This window comes from Streptomyces sp. Y309, assembly GCF_056712025.1.
In genome coordinates this window covers 6,388,424-6,405,191 of sequence record NZ_CM160048.1, presented here as the reverse complement: position 1 = coordinate 6,405,191, position 16,768 = coordinate 6,388,424, and the positions used below count along the sequence as shown (strand labels likewise).

Here is a 16,768-nt window from a genome sequence, read left to right as displayed (position 1 = left end):
CGCAGTCAGTCGTTCTGTACGTGCGGTCAGTCGTTCTGTACGTTGCCTCGCCGTGCGAACCCGCGGGCGCTCGGCACCAGCGCCGCCGCCGCGGGTGCCGCGAAGCACAGCAGCGCGCACACCGCGAGCACCGGTCGGGCCCCGAAGTGCTCGATGGCCGGGGCGATCAGGGCGAGGCCGAGGGGCGCGAGGCCGTAGGACAGCATGAAGTCGAGGGACGACACCCGGGCCAGCTTGTCGGGCTCGACCTCCCGCTGAGTGGCCGTGAACCAGGGCACGTTGAACAGCTCGATGCCGATCCCCGCCACCGCGTACGCGGCCACGACGACCACCCAGTGCACCGGCAGCAGCAGGCTGAGCGGCGCGAAGCCGTAGAGGCCGAGGCCCGCGAGGGCGGCCCAGCCCTGCGCGCGCGGGCGCCAGCGCGCGACGACGACGGCGCCGCCGAGCGCGCCCAGCGTGTACGCGGTCATGGCCGCCGCGAGGACCACCCCGGTGTCGTACTTGTCGCGGCTGACCAGCGGCAGCGCGACGCCGGTGGCCGAGTAGCCGGTGGAGATGACAATGGTCAGCGCGCCGAGCCCGGCGAGGAACCAGGGATGGCGCCGCGCCTCACGCAGCCCTTCGGCGAACTCCGCGAAGAACGACGGGCGTCGGCGGGGTACGCCACCGTCCGCGCCGTCGGCGTCACCCGCACGGGCACCGTCGCTGGCCTGCGCGTCGTCACCTTCCGCGCCGTCGGCCTTCGCGCCCGCCGCCCCCGGGCGCCGCGTGCCCGGACCCGGCACCAGCGCCGCCACCAGCCACAGCACCCCGATGCCGAGCAGCAGCACCCAGACGTCCAGGACCACGGCGAGCAGCGCGGTGAGCGAGGGCCCGGCGAGCGTGGTGGCCCGTACGGACAGGGTCATCGCGGCGTTCGCGGACTGGCGCCGGTCCGCGTCGACGACCTCGGCGGTCAGCGCCTGGAAGGCGGGGCGGCACGCGCCCTGGCCCCCGCCCGCGACCACGGCGGCGGCCAGCATCAGCGGCAGGGACCGGCCGAGGCCGACGGCCAGAAGCGGGGTCGCGGCCGCGGCGGCGAGGCCCGCCCAGAGGACGACGCCGCGCCGCGAGTAACGGTCGGCGAGGACGCCGCCGACGGCGACGGCGACAAGGAAGCCCGCGGTGCGGGCGGCGAGCAGCAGGCCGAGGGTCGCCGCGCCGATGGTCCGGTCGAGCACAGCGAGCCCGAGCACGAAGGGCAGCGCCCAGGTCGCGAGCCCGGACGCGGTGGTCCCGGACCACAACCGCAGAAACGCGACGTCCCGCAGCACGCCGCGCCCCCGAACGCCACCCTCGCCCCCGGCGCCGCCTCCGTCAGCACTCTCCTCGGCAGCGTCCCGGACACTCCCCTCGGAGCCGCCCCCGGCACCCTCCTCGGCGGCGCCAAGAGCACCTTCCGCAGCACCACCGTCCCTCGTGCCCTCCGGCCCCCGCGAGTCTCCCCGGGTGCCCGAGCCCCCCTCGGCCTCCCCCGTCCGTATCGGCGTAGTCGCCACGTCACGCACTCCTCTCCAGTCGCCCGCACGGGCCTCGCGCAGGCCCCGTACGGATCTCGAAATCGTTATGCGGCCTCGTCGCGTCGCCCAACAGACCTGCGCATGGCGGCTGTTGGCGGCGCCCGGTGCGCCGCCGCCGTTCGGCGAAGCGCACCCCGAGACCCGTTAATGAAAATGATTGCCATTACAGTACCCTTATCGCGTCCCACCCCAGACCGGAGGTCCCATGCGCCACCGCCACACCGCCCGCTTCGGCACAGCCGCCCTCGTCCTCACCCTGACGGCCGTCGGCTGTTCGTCCTCCGACGGCGGCGGCTCCGCGTCGGACGACAAGGCGTCCGGCCGCGAGACGAACGTCACGAGCTGCGGCCGGAAGCTGAGCTTCGACGGGCCGCCCGAGCGCACCGTGGCCCTCGACCAGTCCTCGACCGAGGTCCTGCTCGAACTCGGCCTCGAAGACCGCATGGCCGGCACGTCCAACCTGAAGACGAAGATCGCGCCGGAGTACAAGAAGGCGTACGACAAGGTCGACGTGCTCAGCCCGAAGATCCTCACCGGTGAGCAACTGCGCGCCGCGACCCCGGACTTCACGCTCGGCGGCTTCACGGACTACTTCACCAAGGACCGCGTCGGCACCCGCGAGGAGCTCGCGGACCTCGACCTGCCGACGTTCGTGAGCGCCGTGGACTGCCCCAAGCAGAACGCCGCCGGTGCGGGCAAGAAGGCCAAGTCGCCCTTCGACCTGCTGTTCCAGGACTACGAGGACCTCGGACGGATCTTCGGCGTCGAGAAGCGCGCCGCGAAGCTGGTCAAGGACCAGCGGGCGACGCTCACCAAGGCGACGAAGACCGCGGACCGGGTCGAGGGCGAGCCCAGCGTCGTCTGGCTGTACTCCGTCTACGGCGACACCCCGTACGTCGCGGGCAAGAGCGCGATCCCCAGCGAGATGAGCCGGACCGTCGGCGCGAAGAACGCCTTCGACGACCTCGACGAGGACTGGCCGGCCGTCACCTGGGAGCAGATCGCCAAGCGCGACCCGGACTTCATCGTGATCGGCGATCTGTCCGAGCGCGGCAAGCCGGGCGACAGCGCCGCCGACAAGCTGAAGGCGATCCGCGCGAACCCGGTGATGTCGAAGCTCGCGGCCGTGGAGAAGAAGCGGTTCATCGAGATCCCGGGCACGGAGATGGATCCCTCGGTGCGCACGGTCAGCGCCCTGCCCCGGCTCACGGCGGGGATGAAGGACCTCGGGTATGTCCGCTAGCCCGGACGCCGTCGGCGTTCCGGTGAAGTCAGGGGTCCGGGCCCCGCACGGCGAGGTGGATCTGCTGCATCCGTCTGCCCGGGGCAGCGTTTCGGCCGGGAAGGCGGTGTCCGGCGCCGTCCCGGCCGCGGGGCGCCGCTCCCGGCTCTCGACGGCCGGGCTCTTCCTGCTCGGCGGTGTCGCTCTCGTGCTGTCCGTCGCCGCGTCCGTACGCATCGGCACCACCGATGTCTCGTACGCCGACGTGGCGCGCACCGCCGGTTTCCATCTCGGCCTGGACGTCGAGCCGTTGCCGCGGCTCGTGGACTCGCTGATCTGGGAGCTGCGGGTGCCGCGCGTGCTGATGGCTGCCCTTGTGGGTGCCTCGCTCGCGGTGTGCGGCGCGGCACTTCAGGCGATCACGAGGAACGCGCTGGCGGATCCCTATCTGCTCGGGATCTCCTCGGGGGCGTCGACGGGCGCGGTCACGGTCGTCGTGCTCGGCGTCGGGTCGGCCTCGCTCGGGGTGACGGGCGGCGCGTTCGTGGGCGCGATGGTGTCGTTCGGGCTGCTGATGCTGCTGCTCAGGAAGGGCGGCCTGGACTCGGTCCGGGTGGTGCTGACCGGCGTGGTCGTCTCGCAGCTCTTCACGGCGCTGACCTCGCTCGTCCTGATGGCGTCCGGCGACTCGGAGGCGATCCGGGCGATCACGCAGTGGCTGCTCGGGTCGATGGCCCCGGCGCGCTGGGACACGACGGCGGTGACGGCCGCGGTGACGGCGGCGGGCCTGCTCGTGCTGTGGCTCAACTCGGCTGCCCTGGACGGGTTCTCGTTCGGCGCGGACACGGCGTCGTCGCTCGGTGTGGATGTCCGTACGACGCGGTGGGTGCTGCTGGTGGTGACGTCGCTGATGACGGCGGTGGCGGTGGCGTCCGTGGGCGCCATCGGGTTCGTCGGCCTGATCGTGCCGCACGGCGTGCGGTTCCTCGTCGGGCCGCTGCACCGGCTGCTGCTTCCGCTGTCGGCCCTTGCCGGCGCGGTGTTCCTGGTGTGGACGGACGCGCTCGCGCGGGTCGCGTTCGCGCCGCAGGAGGTGCCCGTCGGGGTGTTCACCGCGCTGCTCGGTGTGCCGCTGTTCCTGCTGGTGCTTCGCAAGCGGGGTGAGCTGTGAGAATCACCGCCGAAGGGCTCGGCTGGTCCGTCGCGGGCAAGCGCATCGTCGCCGACGTGAACCTGGACGTCGCGCCGGGCGAGACCGTGGGCCTCATCGGCCCCAACGGCTCCGGCAAGTCCTCGCTGCTGCGCTGCCTCGCGGGGCTGCGGGCGCCGACGACGGGCGCCGTCGCGTACGACCGGGAGCCGATCCGGCAGTGGAGCAGGCGCCGTGTCGCCCGGCACATCGCGTTCGTGGAGCAGGCCGCCGACACCGACAGCGATCTGCGGGTCGCCGACGTGGTGGGGCTCGGCCGGACGCCGTTCGGCGACCGGTGGCGCGGCCTCGGCGCGGACGACCGGGCCGTCGTGGACACTGCCCTTGTCCGGCTCGGCCTCACCGAACTGCGCGAACGCCCCTGGAAGGCGCTGTCGGGCGGTGAGCGCCAGCGCGCCCACATCGCGCGGGCCCTGGCCCAGCAGCCGTACGCGATCCTGCTCGACGAGCCGACCAACCACCTCGACGTGAAGCACCAGTTGGAGCTCCTAGGCCTGCTCGCGGGCACCGACCAGACCGTCCTGGTGGCGCTGCACGACCTGTCGCTCGCCGCCCGCTACTGCGACCGGCTGCTCCTGATGCACGGCGGCCGCCTCGTCGCCGACGGCGCGCCCAAGGACGTCCTGACGCCCCCGCTGCTCGCCGAGGTCTTCGAGGTGGACGCGGAGACGGGCCCGGACGCCCTCGGCAACCTCACGGTCACCTACCGCGGCGTCGCCGCTCCCGCACCCCCGCGTCCCGGTACCGACCGGCCCCGTACAGACCGTCCCCGTACAGAGAAGGACACTTGATGGACACCACGGCCACCGGCCCCGACCTGCTGCGGCAACTGCCGCCGCCGCTGCCCGCCGACCGCATCATCGCCCTCAACCAGCCGAAGGCCGACCTGCACACCACGCGTACGTACGAGTGGAACGGCTGGACCTTCGACGTGCCGCCCGGCGTCTTCCTGCCCGGCTGGACCAGCCGGCTGATCCACGAGCGGCTGCTCGACGGCCGCATCGAGACCCGCGGGCTGCGCTACGGCGCGATGGGCGCCGGGCTCGGCGTCGAAGCCGTCGCCGCCGGGGCGCGCGGCGCCCGCGAGATCTACGCGATGGACGTGCACGCCGAGAGCGTCGCCACCGCCGCCCGGCACTACGCCCGGCTCGTCGGCGAGCGCGACGGCACCGCGTTCCTGCCCGCCGCCGGCGACCTCTTCGCCGGGGTGCCCGACGGGACGCGGCTCGACGTCGTCACCTTCAACCCGCCCGCGGTCAGCCAGACCGTGAGCGACGACCCCGACGTCGTACGCAACACCTGCGTCGGCGCGCCGCTGCTCGCGCGGTTCTTCGCGCAGCTCGCCGAGCGGGAGCTGCTCGCGCTCGACGGCGCGGTGTACGTGATCGTCTCGAACACCGCGGACCTGCGCACGATCGTGCAGGACGCGCAGGACCGGGGCTTCACGCCGAGCGTCGAGTACGTCCGCGACTGGCGCGACGGCGTGCTCACCTTCCTCTTCAAGTTCCAGCTCACCCGTGGAGACCTTTCGTGAAGAACGTCGACGAACTTCTGACCGCCGCCCTCTCCGGTGAACTCGGGCCGGACCCGTCCGAGTTGACGGCCACCAGCGTGTTCTGGATCCACCACGGCACCCGTCTCGCGGGCGGCGACGTCACCTACCTCAACCAGTACGTCCTCACCCGCGTCGGCGGCTCCTTCGGCGGCTGCGCCTTCGAGGCGGGCGAGATCGACCCCGCGATATGCAAGGACGCGTCCGGCAGCCCCCTCGCCACCCTGCTGCGCGAGGCCCCCCGGCCGCTCCAGATGGCTGCCCTGGACGCCTACTTGGCGGCCGTGCGGCCGCACCGCGAGGCGGCGGACGCCGAGGCCGTGACGCTGCCCGCGGGACCGCCGGAAGTGCGCGCGGTGGCGCGGGACGCGGCGATCGCGGGCCTCCTCGACATCGAGCGCGGCGCCAAGGTCGCGCTGATCGGCGTCGTCAACCCGCTCGTCGCCGCCATCCGCGAGCGCGGCGGCGACCCGCTGCCCTGCGACTTCAACCTGCGCACGACCCAGTGGGGCGACCCCGTCAGCACCGACATGCACGAGGTGCTCGACGCCGCCGACGCCGTCGTCGCCACCGGCATGACGCTCAGCAACGGCACCTTCGACACGATCCTCGCCCGCTGCCGCGAGCGCGGGGTGCCGCTGATCGTGTACGCCCAGTCCGGCAGCGCGGTGGCGCGGGCGTTCCTGGGCGCGGGGGTGACCGCGCTGTCCGCGGAGCCGTTCCCGTTCTCGCAGTTCAGCGCCGAGCCGACGGCCCTGTACCGGTACCGGGGGGCGCCGGACACGAAGGGCGGGGCGTGAGCGCCGAGGAGGCCACCGGCACCGGGCACGCGGCGTGCCACCACGGCGAGATCCTCCAGGGCGTCTTCCTCGACGAACGCGGGCGGCGCCGCGCGGGCCTGGTCACGCTGCCGCTCGCCGGACTCGGCACCCGGGCGGAGTTCGTACGCCGCCCGGGCGCCGAGGACGTCACGGTGGTCCCCGCCGACCGCACCAAGGCGCTGCGCGCCGCCACGTACGCGATGGCCGAGTGCGCCATGCGCTGCCAGGAACCTTTGTGCGGCGGCGAGTTGAGGCTGACCGGCGACATCCCGGTGGGCCTCGGCATGGGCTCGTCGAGCAGCGACGTGATCGCGGCGGTGCGGGCCGTCGCCGACGCGTTCGGCGTGCGCCTGGCGCCCGAGGCCGTCGCGCGGCTCGCGGTGCGCGCCGAGCGGGCGTCGGACCCGCTGATGCTGGACGGCCGCCCGCTCCTCTTCGCCCAGCGCGAGGGCCGGGTCCTGGAGGAGCTCGGGGCCGCGCTGCCGCCCGCGGTCGTCGTCGGCTGCGCGCTCGGCGGCGGGCGGCCCGTCGACACGCTGGCCCTCCCGGCCCACGGGTACGACGACGAGGACGTACGCGCCTACGAGCGGCTGCGGGACGTGCTGCGGAGCGCCGTCGCCACCGCCGACCCGGTGCTGCTCGGCCACGTCGCGACCGAGAGCGCCCGGCGCAGCCAACGCGTGCTGCCGCACGAGGAGTTCGGGGAGCTCACGGCCATCGCGGGCCGGGTCGGCGCGGTGGGGGTGCAGGTCGCGCACAGCGGCAATGTGGCGGGGCTGTTGTTCGACCCTGCGGCGCCGGACCTGCGCGGGCGGCTGCGCCGCTGCTCCCAGGCGCTGACGGCGGCCGGCATCCCCGTCACGTACACCTTCGCGACGAACCCGCACGGCGCCGGCCCGCCCGACCGACCCCATCCGCCCTCCCCCAGCACCAGTTCACCCACCAGCGAGGAGCCCCTGCATGGACGAGCACATCGCGGAAGCGATCGGCCGCCCCGACCTGATACGCGTCGACGACCGGCTCATCTGCCTGCGCTTTGAGACCATGAAGGTGGTCTCGGCGCTCGCGGCGGTCCGCCATCTGCTCGACACCGGCAAGGTCCGGCGCGGCGACACCCTCCTGGACAGCTCAAGCGGCATCTACGCCTACGCCCTCGCGCTGGCCTGCCACCGCTACGGCATGCGCTGCCACATCATCGGCTCCACCACCGTCGACCACACCCTGCGCACCCAACTCGCCGTCCTGGGCGCCCATTTGGAACAGATGCCGCCGAGCGCCGACCTGAAGCTGGACCAGAAGCGGCGGGTCGCCCGCGTGCACGAGATCCTGCGCGCGCACCCCGAATACCACTGGATGCGGCAGTACCACGACGACGTCCACTACCTCGGCTACCGCGCGATCGCCGAGCGCGTCCGCGCGACGGTCCCCGCCGACGGCTCGCCGCTCACGCTGGTCGGCGGGGTGGGCTCGGGCGCGTCGACGGGCGCCCTGGCGCGCTATCTCCGCGAGGACGGCGGGGGCGCCGGGGATGGCGCGGGCGGGGCGGGGCCGGTGCGGCTCGTCGGCGTGCAGCCCTTCGGCAGCGTCACGTTCGGCAGCGAGCACGTGGCCGACCCGGAGATCATCATCGCCGGGATCGGCAGCTCGATCCCGTTCGCCAACGTGTCGCACACCGCGTACGACGCCGTGCACTGGCTGTCCTTCGACACCGCCCTCGCCGGGAGCGTCGACCTGCTGCGCCGGCACGCCGTCTTCGCGGGCCTGTCCACGGGCGCGAGCTACGCGGCGGCCCGCTGGGAACACGCCAAGGCCCCCGGCGGCACCACGGTGTTCATCGCCGCCGACACCGGCCACCGGTACGTCGACACGGTCTTCGCCCGCCACACGGAGGCCGCCGACCTGGCCGACCTCGCACCCCGCACGGTGTCGTCCGTGGAGGAACTGGCGTTGCCGTGGGCGCGGATGGAGTGGGGCGGGGCGGAGGCGCCCGCCCAGGCGGAGACGCCACGGACGCCGGAGCCCGGCCGGGATCGGGCTGCCTGAGGGGCGCGGCCTAAGCTCTCCGCTGGCTGTGCTCAATGTGCGGCTCCGCCGCGGGGCCGCGATGGGCCGTCGACCGTCTGCGGGCCCGTCGTGGCTGGTCGCGCAGTTCCCCGCGCCCCTTCAGGGCGCTGCCGAACCGCAGCGGCTTCGCCCGGCCTGCTTAGGGTCGGCCGGGTCATGGTTTGTGGGGACGAGGTGGGGAGGCGGGCGTGGGTGGGGCGTGGCGTGAGTGTGTCGGGATTGGCTTCGTGCTCGGGCTCACGCGGCGTCTCGTCTCCCTGGACTCCGCCGACGGCGGGGCCGCCGCCGTCCCTCTCGCGCGGGCGGTCGTACGTCAGGTCCCGGAGGTCACGGCCGACCCCGCCTCCCTCGCGGACGCGGGCAGCGACCGGCTCGCCGCGCTCGCGGAGTTGTGCGAGGTGATCGGGTGGGTGCTCTTCGACGCGGGGTTCCACGGGGCCGCCCACCGGATGAACGCCCGCGCGCTCGCCCTCGCCGAGCTCTGCGGCGACCGCTGGACGGCCCGTCTCACGCTGCTCAACGACAGCATGCTCCTGGCCCACACCGGCCGCCCCCGAGCAGCCCTCGCTGCCGCCGCCCGCGCGCGGGGCCCCCGCCCGCTGCCGCCGCGCGTGGCGGCCCTCGTACTGATCCGCGAGGCCCACGCGACGGCGATGCTGGGGGCCCGGCGCGAGCCGGCGGACCTCATGGCCCGCGCCGGGAGCCTGTTCCTGGACGGCGTCTCACGGCGCGACCCGGCGTGGGCCTGGTGGATCGACGAGCGGGAACTGGTGGGCCACCGGGGCTGGGTCGCCGCCCGCCTGCGGGACTTCGACCGCGCCGTCCCGCTGCTGCGCCGCGCCACCACGGCCCACGGCCCGTCCTACCGCCACCTGTTCACGGCCCACCTCCTGGCCGCCCTGACCGGTGCCGGGGCGTGGGCCGACGCGGAGCAGCTCATCGCGGGCCTCGCCCCGCGCACCGCGGACATCGGCTCGGCGCGTACCACCGAGAGCCTGCGGGACACCGCGCTCCGGCTGCTGCACGGACCCGGCCGCGCCGCCCCGGCGTCCGTACGGGACGCGGCGATGTTCCTCCTGGAGTCACTGGACTCACTGGGCTCACTGGCACCGGCCCCTGGGTCGGACCCCTAGATCGAACCCTGGGCCGAGACCTGGGCCGGGACCTCATCCTCCCCCGTACCGTCTTCGTCCAAGTCGTCGTCCATCAGGCACAGGTCCGGCGGGACGAGCGTCGTCGACTCCACCAGGCCCCGCAGCAGGTTGTGCAGGAGGCTGTTGTCGGAGGGACGGCCGACGGACTTGTCGTGCAGCAGCGGGTGCGGGAAGCCGCTGTCGTGCAGCCGGTGCCGCACGGCCTCGACGCGATACTCGATCCGGCGCTCGCTCCAGTTCCCGTCGGGCCGCAGATAGGCGAGCTGCTGCGCGGCCCTGCTGTACGTCAGGGGGCGCGGCCCCTCCTCGTACAGCAGGTACTCCTGGCCGAGGACGACGAGCAGCAGCCGTTCGTCGTCGTCGAGCGACCACCGTTTCGGCGGCACGGTGTCCGCGCCGCGGCGGGACACGAGGCCCTGGTCGTCGTGGCCGGTGACGTACAGCTCGACGAGGTGCTCCCGGTAGCCGGAGCCGCGGACGAACAGCGGGGTGTAGCCGGTGGCGAGCGGCACCGGCTCGGTGCTCGCGTGCATCATCCGGCCGCGCGGCAGCCGGACGAGCTGCCGGCCGGTGTTGCGCAGCCACCACTGCCGCTCGCGGTACGTCAGTTCGCCGTGCTGCCGGCTCACCATCAGGTCGTGCTCGCCGACACCCAGGTCGACCTCAGGCGTGTCCCCGCGCCCGAACCGTACGGTACGGCCCGGGCGCGGGGGCACTTTGACGGCACCGGTCACCGAACGGGCATGCAAGGTGCCGGGCCGGGCGGGCGCGACACCGCGCGCGAGACTGGCCTGCCGTGCCTGGCTGTTGCTGGCCTGGCTGTTCATGGTCGGTCTCCTCGTCGGCCGCGCTCTTGGTGCCCAGGGTGCGTGCGCTCCCCCGCCGTCCCCGCACCCTCCCCGCCAGTGTGCGCCGCCGGTCCGGGACCCCTCCCGACGACCGTCGGCCGTCGGCCGACAGGGGCTAGTCGGCGCGGAGTTCAGCCACCGCCGCGCCCGCGAAGGCGGTGGCGAGGCGGCGCAGCCGGTTCTCGGACGGGTCGCCGCCGACGGTGACGTTCACCGTCTCGACGGCGTCGTGGCCGCCGAGGTCGGTGTACGTGCGGTGGACGACGCGGACGAGGCAGGTCCGCGGGCCCTCCGCGTCCGGCTGCACGACGGCGCGGCGGCCGCCGACGCGGGTGAGGGTGCCGTCGTCGGCGGTCGGCGGCTGCCCGCGGTCGAAGCGGACCTCCAGCCACAGGTCGCCGGTGGTGCTGGCCCACTTGCAGTCCCAGCCGCCGAAGGCCACGTCGGGGTCGTCGGCGTCGACGCCGGGCACGGCTTCGAGGTCCTTCGGTCCGAGGAGTCCGCAGGCGTCCTCGTGCACGAGGGATGCGTCGGGCGCGGGTGAACGGCGGGCGATGCGGCCCTCGTTGAGTACGTCGACGGCCTTGACCGCGGCGGCGTCGGCCATCGGGCAGAGCGGCGCGGTGCCCTCGTCCTGCTTCGCGACGACGGAGATGTTCACGTCCGGGTCCCCGGCGGGCAGCAGCGTCCGCACGCAGGCGTCGCTGTCCTCGGCCTCCTCGACCACGCGGACGATGCCCTCGGTGCGCTGCGGCACGGGCAGGTCGGAGCCGCCGCCGGTGTCGAAGTGCACCTCGACGTCGACGGGTTCGTCGTCGCCGGTGTCCACGAGGACGTCGCACCGGTCGAAGTTGCCGTAGTCCCGGTCGAGTTCGGCCTCACCGAAGCGCTTGAGCGCGGCGGGGTCGGCGAGGGCGCAGGGCTCGGCGGTGCGGTGGTCGCCGACGACGGACCGGGCGCCCCCACCCGACGCGGCGGTCCCGCCCACCTTGCCGTGGTCCGGCTTCCCGTCGCCTTCGTCGTCCGAGGCGAGCCGGGGGACGAGGAGGGCGGCGGCGAGTACGAGGACGGCGGCTCCTGCGACCACGGCCGCGAGGCGGGCCCGGCGTTGGAGAATCCGGCCTACGCGGCGGCCGAGCGCGTGGGTGCCTGCGTCGCCGCCGACGCGTATGGCTGGGTCGCCGCTTGCGCGTGCGCCGGGGTCGCCGCTTGCGCGTACGCCGGGGTCGCCGTCTGCGCGTTCGCCCGGGGCGCCGCCTGCGCGTACGCCTGAGTCAGCGCCTGCGCGTACGCCGGGGTCGCCGCCTGCGCGTTCGCCGGGGTCGCCACCTGCGCATTCGCCCGAGGCGCCGCCTGCGCGTTCGCCCGGGGCGCCGCCTGCGGCTGGGGGAGCCCCGGCCGCTGGGCGACCGCTGCCCGCAGCCACTCCCGTGTCTGCACCCGCGCCACCGCCTGCGGCTGCACGAGTCCCGGCCGCAGGGCGACCGCTGCCGCGGCCGGTGCCCGCACCCGCACCCGCGTCTGCGCCCGCATCAGGGCTGCCGCCACCGCCGCCGATCCCCGCGCCTGCATGTCCGCCCGCGCGTACGTCGTTGCCGTCCCTACTGCCACGGCCGCCGCTGGCGCTGCCAACACCCGCGCCACGACCACCGCTACCTTCTCCCACACCAGCATCCGGGCCCGCATCCGGACCGACACCCGCCCCACCGCCCCGACCATCCCACTCGGCCTCGGGTAACTCCCGTGTGGACGCGACCATTTCCTGCGTGGTGGCGAGCTCGTCACCGGCGACCGGACCCGCCGAACCCACCGGACCCACCGGGTTCTCCGCCCCACCCCGAACAGCCTCCGGCCCCTCGCCGACCCCCGCCCCGAACTCAAGCGCCCCGACCCCGAACTCCCGCGCGGGCAACGGTTCCTGGCTCCCGGCGCACTCTGCCAGGAGCAGCCGCGCCTCCGCCGCGTCCGGACGGTTGGCCGGGACGGGGTCGAGCATGGCGGGCAGGATCTCCGTGAGCGGACCGACGTCGCCGTCGAGGGCGACCTCGCCGCGTGCGGCCTGGCGTTCCGCGACGTACGGGTCGATGCCCCGCCCGGCGTGCGGGCGCGGCGGGCGGCCGGTGACGACGTCGTACAGCAGGGCGGCGAGGGAGAAGACGTCCGACGCGGGTTCGGGGTGGCCGCGGACGACTTCGGGGGCGGCGTAGTCGGGGGTGTAGCCGACCATGCCGGGCGGGGTGATGGTCTGCCGGCCGCCGTAGCGGTACGCGGCGCCGAAGTCCGCGAGCTTGGCGAGGCCTTCGGGCGTGACGACGACGTTGGCGGGCTTCACGTCGCCGTGCACGATGCCTTGGGCGTGCAGGGCGGCCAGGGCGTCGGCGATCTGGGTGCCGACGCGGGCGGCGCGCGCCGGGCTCAGGGGCGGCCGCCGGTCGAGGCTGCCCCCGGAGACGTACTCCATGACGAGCCAGAACGCCGGCCGCGCGGCCCCGACGGCACCAGCAGCGCCGTCGACACCAGCGGCACCGGCAGCCGCCGTCACCGTCAGAACGTCGTGCAGGGTGACGACGTGCGGATGGCTGAATCGGGCGAGCGCGCGGGCCTCGGACTCGAGGCGGCCGACGGCGGCGCCGCGCTCGTCGGCGGTGTGCATCCGCTTGAGTACGACATCGCGCGGCAACCGCAGATCGCGGGCCAGCCACACCTCGCCCATGCCCCCGCGCAGGGGACCTCGCACCAACCGGTAGCGCCCACCGACGGTAGTGCCCAGGCGCACGCCGACTCCCCCTCACCCATGGTCCGGAACCCGCTGCCTGCCGAGCGGATCCGAACCTACTGGGTGCGCCGGGCGCGCCACAGGTCCTTCACGGGATGTTCGCGCCCCGCCCCCCTCTCCGGCGACGCACCTCGGCCACGGCGACGACGGCGGCGCAGACCACCCCCGGCACCACCATGATCAGCACGGGCGACAGGAGGGCTTCGGCGGGCCCGTCGAGGTCGTCGAGCGCACCGCTGAGCAAGAGCGCAACAAAGGCAACAACGGTGACGACCATGGCGCCCATCCCGGCCAGGATGCCCCGCATCCAGGCGCTGTGCCGGTCGGTGGAGCGCCGCGCCCGCGCGATCCGAGCGGCGGTCTCCGGCAGCGCCGCCCACTCGGCACCCCGCCGCCGCTCCCACAGGGCGCGCAGCTCGCGTACGTCCTCGTGCAGCGCGAAGAGGTTGCGGCTGTTGAGGTGCGGCAGGAGGGTGCGGCGGCCGTGGCGGTCGTAGAGGAAGACGAACTCCGGCACGACGCCGGCGTCGGCGATGGCGGCCGGGTTGGCCTCGACCTCGATGGCCTGCACGTCCCGCCACGCGACGGTGCGCCCGCCGAACGCCCCCCGCGCCTCGATGCCGTCCGGCCCGGTGAGGGTGGCAGTGCGCCGGAAGGCGACCCGCATCAGTGCGTACAGCACCACGAGCAGCACCGGCACCCCCAGGAGCACCCACAGCGGCGCCCCGGCCCGCGCCAACTGCGCAAGCCCGGCAGCGATCCCCACCAGCCCGAGCCCCGGCAGCCCAAGCCCCCGCGCCCCCGCCTCGGCCCGATACTCGGGATAGCGCACACCGACCCCGCCCCCCGGCGCCTCATCCCCCGCACCCCGCCCGTCATCGGCAAACCCGTCCCCGATACGCCCGTCGTCCACCATGGCTCCCACCTGCCGACCTCGCCCTCGCCCCTCGCCTCGAACCACTCACTCGCGGACGGCAAGTTAGGGGGAGCGGCACGGGAGGGGTCCCGGAAGGGCGGAGAGGCCACGGCAGAACCAGGGCGCGGGACGTGCGCGCCCAGCAGTTTCACACCAAAAAGGCTGCCCCGGGCCACAGAGTCCTGTCGCGGCACTGCGTGTTCCTCACGTCGAGCCAAACCGATGGGCGCCACCTCCTATACCTACGACAAGGCCGGGCGCATCCACACCACCGCCGGTCGCGGCACGAAGGTGACCTGCACCTACGACCACCGCGACCGCATCAAGAAGGTCAACGGCCCCGGCCGGGGCGAGCCGTCGGCAGGGCGGTGTCAGACGGCATGGGCCGGGGAGTGGAGCTCGGCCAGGGCGGCCAGTTCGGCCAGCAGGTCGTGCAGCAGGCCCTCGGTGATGCTGTCACCGCTGAAGGCGCCGTCGGCGTCGAAGCGCCGGTGGGAGTGGAAGACGGTGACCTCCGGGTGGGCCACGACCGGGACCTGGATGCGGTGCAGGATCTGCCGCAGGACCAACTGGCCGCGGGCGGTGCCGAATTGGGAGGGTGAGGCGCCGAGGACGGCGACGGGCTTGTGGCGCAGGGCGTGCCGGCCGGTGGGGCGCGAGAGCCAGTCGAGGGCGTTCATCAGCACGCCGGGGACGGCGGAGTTGTACTCGGGGGTGGCGATGATGACGCCGTCGGCCTCCCGCACGCGTCGGCGAAGGTCGGCGACGGCGGCGGGTTCGGGGCCGTCCTCGAGGTCCTCATTGAAGAAGGGAAGCCTTCCCAGCCCCTCGTAGAGATCGATGGTGACGCCGTGCGGGGCGAGCTTCTGCACGGCGCGCAGCAGGCCGGTGTTGTGGGAGGAGCTGCGCAGGCTGCCGGAGAGGGCGAGGAAGGTCAGGTCGGACATCGCGGATGGCCCTTCGGGAGATGCGGGGTCGGGGCTGGAGAGCGGGCGGGCCGGCCCGGCACCAGGTGCGGTGCCGGGCCGGCCGGGGCACGGCGGCCATGGCGGCGTACGCCCGCGGGGCAGCGGGTGACGCGCTCGGGCCGACGTGGGCTGTGTCAGATCGGGTAGACCGGCTGGGAACCGCGGACGGTGATCCAGCGGGTCTCGGTGAAGGCGTCGATGTTGGCCTCGCCGCCGAAGCGGGCGCCGGTGCCGGACCAGCCGACGCCGCCGAAGGGGATGAGGGCGTCATCGTTGATGGTCTGGTCGTTGATGTGCACCAGACCGCTCGGGATGCGCTCGGCCAGCTCCAGGCCGGCCATGACATCGCGCGTGAGGATGCCGAGCGAGAGGCCGTACGCGTCGTCGGCGGCCAGCCGCGCGGCCTCGTCCAGGGTGGCGAACGTACGGACGGGCACGACGGGGCCGAAGACCTCCTCCGCGTAGGCAGGCGCGTCGTCGGGGACATCGACGAGGACGGTGGGGCGGTAGAAGAGGTCGTCGTAGGTGCCGCCGGCCAGCAGCCGGGCGCCGGCGGCGATGCTGGCGGTGACCTGGGCGTGGATGGTGTCACGCTGACGGGTGTTGATGACGGGGCCGAGGTCGACGTCGGAGGTGGCGGGGTCGCCGACGGTGAGCTGCTCGGCCTTCGCGGCCAGACGCGCGGTGAACTCCTCGGCGATGTCGGCGTGGACCAGGATGCGTCCGGTGGCCATGCAGACCTGGCCCTGGTTGAAGAAGGAGCCCCAGGCGACCGTGGACACGGCGCGGTCCAGGTCGGCGTCGGGGAGCACGATCATCGGGTTGTTGCCGCCCAGTTCGAGGTGGGCGCGCTTGACGCCGCGGGCCGCCGCCTCGCCGACCTTGCGGCCGGCCCCGGTGGATCCGGTGAAGGAGATGACGCGCACGTGCGGGTCATCGACCAGCGCGGCACCGGCTTCGCCGCCGCCGGGGACCAGGGTGAGCACGCCCGGCGGCAGGCCCGCTTCCTCGAAGATCCGCATGATGGTGACGCCGCCGCTCACCGCGGTGCGCGGGTCCGGCTTGAGGACCACGGTGTTGCCGAGCGCCAGGGCCGGAGCGACGGACCGGATCGCCAGGATCAGCGGCACGTTGAACGGCGAGATGACGCCGACGACTCCGGCGGGCACCCGGCGGGTCATGCTCAGCCGCGGCTCGGCGGAGGGCATGACCTGCCCGATCGGGTGTGAGCACAACACGGCCGCCTCGTAACACTCCTGCTCGGCCTGGTCCGTCTCGAAGACGGCCCGGGCCCGCGTGCTGCCGCTCTCGCGGATCAGCCAGTCCTGGATCTCCGGTGCGTGGGCGGCGAACAGTTCACCGGCCCGCCGCAGTATGGCGGCGCGCTCGGTGTGCGGGGTGGCGGCCCACGCGCGCTGGACCTCGGCGGCGCGGGACGCGGCGCGGGCGATGTCGCTCGCGCCGGCGGATCCTGTGTACGCCAGGGGTTCGCCGGTCGACGGGTTGATGACGGCCGACTTGCCGCCGGAGGCGTCCTGCCAGCCGTCGATGTTGATCTTTCCGGACCACAGAGCAGGGTCGAACAGAGACATGGGTTCCTCGGATTTCTTGCTCCGCCGCCGCAGGGCGGACGCATGCAACTTCAGGGCGGACGCGTGCAACTTCGGATGGGCCG

At 74.1% G+C, this 16,768-nt stretch carries 14 protein-coding genes; 8 read left to right on the top strand and 6 right to left on the bottom strand.

Going from position 1 to position 16,768, the window contains the following annotated elements; all coding sequences use genetic code 11:
- Window positions 1-26: 26 nt before the first annotated feature.
- Window positions 27-1,316, bottom strand: coding sequence for an MFS transporter (locus AC0KTA_RS26390; protein ID WP_481050701.1), 1,290 nt, complete (start codon window positions 1,314-1,316; stop codon window positions 27-29).
- 451 nt (window positions 1,317-1,767) lie between these two features.
- Between AC0KTA_RS26390 and AC0KTA_RS26385 the strand changes: the two genes are divergently transcribed.
- The 8 genes from AC0KTA_RS26385 (at window position 1,768) to AC0KTA_RS26350 (ending at window position 9,564) form a co-directional block, all read left to right on the top strand.
- Entirely contained in the window at window positions 1,768-2,805 is a 1,038-nt protein-coding gene (locus AC0KTA_RS26385; RefSeq protein WP_481050700.1) for an ABC transporter substrate-binding protein, read from the top strand.
- Between the two features lie 55 nt (window positions 2,806-2,860).
- A complete protein-coding gene (locus AC0KTA_RS26380) occupies window positions 2,861-3,955 on the top strand; it encodes a FecCD family ABC transporter permease (RefSeq protein ID WP_481056564.1) in 1,095 nt (364 codons plus the stop codon).
- Window positions 3,952-4,785: an ABC transporter ATP-binding protein gene (locus AC0KTA_RS26375; RefSeq protein ID WP_481050699.1), complete on the top strand. Its 834-nt coding sequence runs from the start codon at window positions 3,952-3,954 to the stop codon at window positions 4,783-4,785. Before AC0KTA_RS26380 ends, AC0KTA_RS26375 begins: the two co-directional genes overlap by 4 nt.
- On the top strand, window positions 4,785-5,528 hold the full coding sequence (locus tag AC0KTA_RS26370) for a class I SAM-dependent methyltransferase (RefSeq protein ID WP_481050698.1): 744 nt from the start codon (window positions 4,785-4,787) through the stop codon (window positions 5,526-5,528). Before AC0KTA_RS26375 ends, AC0KTA_RS26370 begins: the two co-directional genes overlap by 1 nt.
- Complete coding sequence (locus AC0KTA_RS26365) at window positions 5,525-6,346, top strand: Rossmann-like domain-containing protein (protein WP_481050697.1); 822 nt, start codon at window positions 5,525-5,527, stop codon at window positions 6,344-6,346. The genes AC0KTA_RS26370 and AC0KTA_RS26365 overlap by 4 nt, the downstream gene beginning before the upstream one ends.
- Window positions 6,343-7,407, top strand: a complete 1,065-nt coding sequence (locus tag AC0KTA_RS26360; protein WP_481050696.1) for a GHMP family kinase ATP-binding protein — start codon at window positions 6,343-6,345, stop codon at window positions 7,405-7,407. Before AC0KTA_RS26365 ends, AC0KTA_RS26360 begins: the two co-directional genes overlap by 4 nt.
- Window positions 7,328-8,410, top strand: coding sequence for a pyridoxal-phosphate dependent enzyme (locus tag AC0KTA_RS26355; RefSeq protein ID WP_481050695.1), 1,083 nt, complete (start codon window positions 7,328-7,330; stop codon window positions 8,408-8,410). The genes AC0KTA_RS26360 and AC0KTA_RS26355 overlap by 80 nt, the downstream gene beginning before the upstream one ends.
- Before the next feature lie 248 nt (window positions 8,411-8,658).
- Window positions 8,659-9,564, top strand: a complete 906-nt coding sequence (locus AC0KTA_RS26350) for an NsdA family TPR-like regulatory protein (RefSeq protein ID WP_481050694.1) — start codon at window positions 8,659-8,661, stop codon at window positions 9,562-9,564.
- Here AC0KTA_RS26350 and AC0KTA_RS26345 read toward each other — a convergent pair.
- The 5 genes from AC0KTA_RS26345 to AC0KTA_RS26325 all read right to left on the bottom strand — a co-directional run bounded on the left by AC0KTA_RS26345 (window position 9,561) and on the right by AC0KTA_RS26325 (window position 16,685).
- Window positions 9,561-10,412 carry an FHA domain-containing protein gene (locus AC0KTA_RS26345; protein ID WP_481050693.1) on the bottom strand — a complete coding sequence of 284 codons (852 nt, stop codon included), beginning with the start codon at window positions 10,410-10,412 and terminating at the stop codon, window positions 9,561-9,563. The two genes, AC0KTA_RS26350 and AC0KTA_RS26345, sit on opposite strands and share 4 nt — an antisense overlap.
- A 136-nt stretch (window positions 10,413-10,548) precedes the next feature.
- Complete coding sequence (locus AC0KTA_RS26340; RefSeq protein WP_481050692.1) at window positions 10,549-13,209, bottom strand: serine/threonine-protein kinase; 2,661 nt, start codon at window positions 13,207-13,209, stop codon at window positions 10,549-10,551.
- Between the two features lie 88 nt (window positions 13,210-13,297).
- Window positions 13,298-14,125 (bottom strand): hypothetical protein, encoded by an 828-nt coding sequence (locus tag AC0KTA_RS26335; protein WP_481050691.1) that lies wholly within the window; start codon window positions 14,123-14,125, stop codon window positions 13,298-13,300.
- A 371-nt stretch (window positions 14,126-14,496) separates the two neighbouring features.
- Complete coding sequence (locus AC0KTA_RS26330; protein ID WP_481050690.1) at window positions 14,497-15,072, bottom strand: NADPH-dependent FMN reductase; 576 nt, start codon at window positions 15,070-15,072, stop codon at window positions 14,497-14,499.
- A gap of 155 nt (window positions 15,073-15,227) precedes the next feature.
- Window positions 15,228-16,685, bottom strand: coding sequence for a benzaldehyde dehydrogenase (locus tag AC0KTA_RS26325; protein WP_481050689.1), 1,458 nt, complete (start codon window positions 16,683-16,685; stop codon window positions 15,228-15,230).
- Window positions 16,686-16,768: the final 83 nt, after the last annotated feature.